This is a genomic window from Protofrankia sp. CiP1_Cm_nod1, from assembly GCF_920888515.1.
GTDB lineage: Bacteria > Actinomycetota > Actinomycetes > Frankiales > Frankiaceae > Protofrankia.
This window is the reverse complement of sequence record NZ_CAKKTM010000329.1, coordinates 1-5,540: the sequence shown is the minus strand read 5'-3', so window position 1 is coordinate 5,540 and position 5,540 is coordinate 1. Positions and strand designations below refer to the sequence as shown.

Annotated in this window: 5 protein-coding genes; 2 read left to right on the top strand and 3 right to left on the bottom strand. The window is 72.7% G+C overall.

Going from position 1 to position 5,540, the window contains the following annotated elements; translation table 11 throughout:
* The 3 genes from NBX02_RS14890 to NBX02_RS14880 form a co-directional block, all read right to left on the bottom strand.
* Window positions 1-1,129: serine/threonine-protein kinase (locus NBX02_RS14890; RefSeq protein ID WP_250291812.1), on the bottom strand; the 1,129-nt coding region annotated here is incomplete at its 3' end.
* Entirely contained in the window at window positions 1,120-2,751 is a 1,632-nt protein-coding gene (locus NBX02_RS14885) for a hypothetical protein (RefSeq protein WP_250287341.1), read from the bottom strand. The genes NBX02_RS14890 and NBX02_RS14885, both read right to left, overlap by 10 nt.
* Before the next feature lie 44 nt (window positions 2,752-2,795).
* The gene (locus tag NBX02_RS14880) at window positions 2,796-3,575 is read right to left on the bottom strand and encodes a sporulation protein (protein ID WP_250287339.1); all 780 of its coding nucleotides are present in this window, start codon (window positions 3,573-3,575) and stop codon (window positions 2,796-2,798) included.
* A 312-nt stretch (window positions 3,576-3,887) separates the two neighbouring features.
* Here NBX02_RS14880 and fdhD point away from each other — a divergent pair, with 312 nt between their 5' ends.
* The gene (fdhD, locus tag NBX02_RS14875) at window positions 3,888-4,784 is read left to right on the top strand and encodes a formate dehydrogenase accessory sulfurtransferase FdhD (RefSeq protein WP_250291809.1); all 897 of its coding nucleotides are present in this window, start codon (window positions 3,888-3,890) and stop codon (window positions 4,782-4,784) included.
* A gap of 204 nt (window positions 4,785-4,988) precedes the next feature.
* The gene (locus NBX02_RS14870) at window positions 4,989-5,531 is read left to right on the top strand and encodes a hypothetical protein (RefSeq protein WP_250287370.1); all 543 of its coding nucleotides are present in this window, start codon (window positions 4,989-4,991) and stop codon (window positions 5,529-5,531) included.
* Window positions 5,532-5,540: the final 9 nt, after the last annotated feature.

Here is a 5,540-nt window from a genome sequence, read left to right as displayed (position 1 = left end):
GACCCCGGCCGGCCCACCGGTCGGCGTCGCGGTCCCGCGGGGCCCGCTGGTCGGCGTCGCGGCCGATGCCCGCCGGGACCGCCACCGGCAGCCTGCCCTGCGCCGGCGGGCCGGTCGGTAGCCGAGGCGGTGTCGGCTGGCCGAGTGGCGTCGGCTGGCTGGGTGGTGTCGGCTGGCCGGGTGGCGCGGCGGTGGCCCGGTTGGTGGCGAGCCCGCCGGGCAGCCCGCCCGCCCCGGCCGGGTACCGCGCGGCCTCCCGGACGTCGTCGGCGACGTGCAGGCCGATCTCGCAGCGGCTGGTCCAGCGCGGGCCGTACGCGAGGGCGGCGGCGCGGGCGAGGTCGAGGGCGAAGGCCCGGGCGCTGGGATGCCGCAGCGCAGGCTCCCGCTGGAGGGCACGCATGAGGGTCTCGGCCACGGGCTCGGGGACGCCGGCGGGCGGCGGTGTGGGACGGTCGGCGGTCTTCTGCCGGATCAGCGCCATCAGGGACAGGTCGGGACCGAACGGCGGGGCGTCGGCGAGCATCTCGTAGAGGACGATCCCGAGCGCGTACAGGTCGGTGGCCGGGCTCAGGCGGTCGCCGCCCAGCTGCTCGGGCGCCATGTACCTTGGTGTGCCGATGATCGTGTTGGTGGCGACCGTCGTGGCATTGAAGATCTTCGCGATGCTGAAGTCGGTGACCTTCAGCAGGCCGTTGCCCGAGAACAGCACGTTGTCGGGCTTGATGTCGCGATGCAGCACGCTCCTGGTGTGGGCGCACTCCAGCGCCTCGGCGATGGCCAGCCCCGCCGCGCAGGCGTCCTCGGCGGACAGCGCGCGGCGCCGGCGGGTCAGCGTCCCCCCGGCGAGCAGCTCCATGATGATCAGGCACAGGCCGTCGCGCTCGACATAGTCGTAGATCCGGACGATGTGCGGGTGGTCGAGCCCGGCCAGCAGCCGGGCCTCGGTCGCGAAGGTGGTGGGCAGGCCGGGGTCCGCCGTCGCGGGCAGGACCTTGATGGCCACGTCCCGGCCGAGGCCCTGGTGGTGCCCGGCGAGGACTAGGCCGTGCCCGCCGCTGCCGAGTTCCGCGCCCAACGTGTAGGCGGGCAGCGCCGCGGCCACCCGGGAAAGATCGACTAATGGCACGGGCCCGCCCCGCCGTCACGTGCCGTCAGCCGGGCGAGCCCGGTGGCGAGGACCCGGCAGCCCAGCGCCGCCGCGGCACCCAGGAACGCGAGCGCCGGCAGGACGTAACGGTGGTCGAAACCGGCGGTCGCCGGCGGTACGACCAGCAGCGTCACCGCGACGGCGGTGGTCAGGGCCAGCGGCGCGCGCAGATGCGGACGGTACCGGCCCGCCAGCCCGGTGCCGAGGACGGCGCCGAGCAGCAGCAGGCCCAGCACCGGCCCGGGAACGGCCACCCGGAGCTGGTAGCCCGCCAGCCAGCTGGCGAACGGCTGGCGCAGGCGGTGCGCGCCGTCACCGTGCTCGTAGGCGCGGACGTCCTCGGGAGCGCTGCCACCGGGAATGTACGTCCGGTCGGGGACCGGGTCGGGTGGGACGTGGAACAGGAAGGGACGCACCATGCCTGCATTGGGGTAGTCGGTCAGCCGCGGCCCGAACGTCCGGGAGAAATCCCTTGCCACGATACCGGCGTAGTCCAGCGGCTGTGTCACGATCGCCCGGCGGGCGAACCTGCCGGCCAGCGATTCCTTCGCCGGGCTGAAAACCCGGCCCGCCGGGCTGGAAAGCTCGCCGGGAATGCCGTCCAGCGGGGTGCCGGTGTGCCAGATGTAGTTCGACGGCGGCTGGCGCTCCCCGAGCGGCTCCCGCGGGCAGAGGACCGCCAGGTCGGCCGGCGGGTGCGTGCCGGCACAGTCCACGAACGACGTCGTCCGGGAATAGAGGAAGACCCCGTCGCTGCCGACGATGCCGGCCCGGCCGTGCGTTACCTGGAACCAGGCGCCGTAGCAGCCCAGGGGGACGAGCAGCGCCAGGCAGAAGGCGAGCACCGGCCGCCGGCCCGGGCGGCGGGCCAGCAGCCAGCCGCCCGCCACCAGCGCCAGTGGCAGGCCGACCGTGCGGGTCAGGGACGCCCCCGCCAGCAGCCCGCCCGCGACCAGGGCGGCGGCCGTGGTCGGCCGGCGCCACCACAGCAGGGCCGTCACGGCCGCCACCGTCAGGACGGTGAACAGCGTCTCGGCCATCACCATGTGCTCGATCTGGACCTGGTACCCGTCGAAGAGCTGCGGGCCGGTGGCGAGAGCGGCCAGCCAGCCGGCCGTCCCGTGCCGGCGCAGCAGCATGTAGATCATGACGGCGACGGCCAGGCCCAGCAGATGCTGGACGACGACGACGAGCCGGAAGCTGTGGAGCGGCTCCAGCAGCATCAGGAAGAAGCTGTAGCCCGACGGCCGCACCTCGTACGGCTGCGGCCGCAGCGCCACCCCGAGGTACTCGAAGCTGTCGTTGAACCACAGGGCGGGCGCGTAGCCGACGACCGCCGTCAGGCGTACGATGACCGCCGCCACCAGCATCGCGGTGAACAGCGGATGCCGGCGGGCCAGCCGGGCCTGCCGCCGGCACCAGGCGCTGCCGGCGGCGTGCCAGCGGGCGGACGGCCCGGCGGCGTCCTCGACGGCGTCTTCGGCGGCGTCCCCGACGGCATCGGCCGCCGGTGTCTCACGGAGGGCGGACCACGCCCGGGGCGGGAGCCGCGCGCTCCGCCGCGCCCGGGCAGGCTCCCGGCGGCGCACCGGGGACGTCACCGCGTACTCGACAGGAGCGCCACCGCACAGACGTCCCGGACGGCCTAGAACCAGCCGCGGTGGGCGCCGAGATGCTGGAGCTGCTCGTGCAGCAGACCGGCGAGATGGCGCCGGTCGGTGTCGTGATGGCCGACCCGCAGCCGGCTGAGCGCGTCCCCGCCGGCACGCAGCAGCCCGCCACGCCGGTCGGCCTCCAGCACCACGTCCACGCCGGCGGCGTCGACCAGGAAGGTCACTTCCAGCTCCTTGACGCGACGGGCGTACTCCCCGCCCGGATGCAGCTCGATCTCCTGGTAGAAGGGCAGGTCGGAGCCGGCCAGCCGGCCTTTCTCCACGTCCGCGGAATGGAACCGGAAACCGAGGTCGCCGAGCGCGGCGAGGACCGCCTCCTGGACGGGCAGCGGGTGCACGCTCACCGGGTCGAGGTCGCCGGGGTCGACCGCGCCCGGGATGTCCACCGTGGTCTTCACGCCGATCCTCATGCCGCGCAGGTGCCAGCCGCCCACGTCGGTGATGGGGGTCTGCCAGGGGACCGGCAGCTCGAAGCGCCCGCTGGTCTCCTGGTTGGCGGCGATGGTGAACTTCCCGCCGATGCCGCGGGTGCCGAAGCTGACGTTCTCGTACCAGGTGGAGTCGTCGGTCTCGACCTCGACGGTGGCCTCGAGGGCGACCCGTATCTCGTTGACCGCCTGGTCGACCTTGCCGCCCCTGATGGTCACCGTCCCGGTGACCAGACCGCCGGGCAGGACCTCGGAGCGGTCCAGGACCGTTTCGACGTCGGCGTTGCCCACTCCCAGCCGCGCCATCATCCGCTTCATGCCCACGTGCTCCGCTCACCCTCCATGTCGGTCATGGCTGTCGTATCCGCTGTATCTGTCGTGCCTGTCGTGCCTGTCGCCACGCGTGTCGTGCCCGTGATGCCCGTCGCGGCGTCCGGCGGCGCGCGTCCCAGCCGGTACCGGACACCATCGAGCGTCCATCGGACATCGTTGCCGGGCGCCCCTACGCTCTCACACACGGATTACCGCGACCCGCGACCGTCTCGCGTCATACAGCTTTACGTCACATGGCGGACGGGCCGTACCGCCGTCGAGGCACGCTGGCCGCCGTCGGCCGGGTACGGCAGGGTGGATGCCGTGGGACGGGTGACGGTACGTCGGCAGGTGCTGCGCATCCGCGCCGACGGCGGGCGGACGGCACGCCCCGACAGCATCGCCGGCGAGGAGCCGCTGGAACTGCGCGTGGCGGGAAGGCCGCTCGTCGTCACCATGCGGACGCCCGGGCACGACGTCGACCTCGCCTTCGGCTTCCTGACCGGTGAGGGGATCATCGGCGCCGGCTCGGACGTGCTGGGCATGCGCTACTGCGCCGGCACCGACGAGCAGGACGGGCAGGCCCACCAGCAGACCTACAACGTCCTGGACATCGCCCTCGCCCCGACGGTTCCCCCGCCCGACGCCAGCCTGCGACGGGCCTTCTACACCAGCAGCTCCTGCGGGCTGTGCGGGCGGGCCAGCATCGAAGGGGTGCGGCTGCGCGGCCGGTTCACCGTCGAGGACGACCCGCTGGTGCTGTGCCCGCGGGTGGTGCTGGCCCTGCCGGAGCGGCTGCGCGCCGCGCAGAAGGTCTTCGCCAGCACCGGTGGGCTGCACGCCGCCGGGATCGCCGACGCCGCCGGGAACCTGCTCGTGGTCCGGGAGGACGTCGGCCGGCACAACGCGGTGGACAAGGCCGTCGGTCACGCGGTGCGCGAGGGCGCGCTGCCGTTGCGCGGGCGGGTGCTGGTGGTCAGCGGCCGGGCGTCGTTCGAGCTGGTCCAGAAGGCCCTGCTGGCCGGGATTCCGGCGCTGGTCGCGGTGTCGGCGCCGTCGTCGCTGGCGGTCGAGCTGGCCGCGGACGCCGGTATGACGCTGATCGGCTTCGTCCGCGGGGATTCCATGAACGTCTACACCGGGGCGCACCGCGTCGGCACCGTCCCCGTGGTCCCCGTGGTCCCCGCCGTCCCCGCGGTCCCGTCCGACCCGTCGACGTAGCAGGCGCGGCAGACGTAGCAGGAGCCGCGGCGAGAGCCGGCTGTGACGACAACCAGTCGTGACGGCAACCTACTGTATCACTGGCCGTAGCACAATCTACTATTTTATAACATTTTGTAACTAATCGGACTCTACTGTGAAAGCGACCCGATCCATGCGTACTTGTCGGACATGGCGTGCATCCAGGGGATAAGATGCGCTCTTGTGACCTGCATCGTCGGTCTTGAGCATGACGGCAGGGTGATCATCGGTGGTGACAGCGCCGGGGTAGCCGGCTACTCCATCACCGTCCGCGCTGACACCAAGGTGTTCCGTAACGGCGAGTTCGTCATGGGTTTCACCTCGTCGTTCCGGATGGGCCAGCTCCTGAGGTACAGCCTGGTCCCACCCGCCCCCCAGACATGGGACATCGACCGGTTCATGGCCACCGACTTCATCTCCGCGGTGCGTGACTGTCTGCGCGAGGGCGGCTACACGCGCACCGAGTCGGGATCCGAGGCCGGCGGGGTGTTCCTGGCCGGTATCCGTGGCCGGCTGTACCGCATCGACTCCGACTTCCAGATCGGCCGCAGCATCGACCTGTACGACGCCGTGGGCTGCGGGGAGGAGTTCGCCCTGGGCTCCCTGCACGGCAGCGGGCATCTCGCCCCGGAGGACCGGGTGCAGCTCGCGCTGGAAGCCGCCGCGCACCACTCCTCGGCGGTGTGCCCACCGTTCCACGTCATATCCGCCCCGGGCCCCGGCTGACCACGGCGC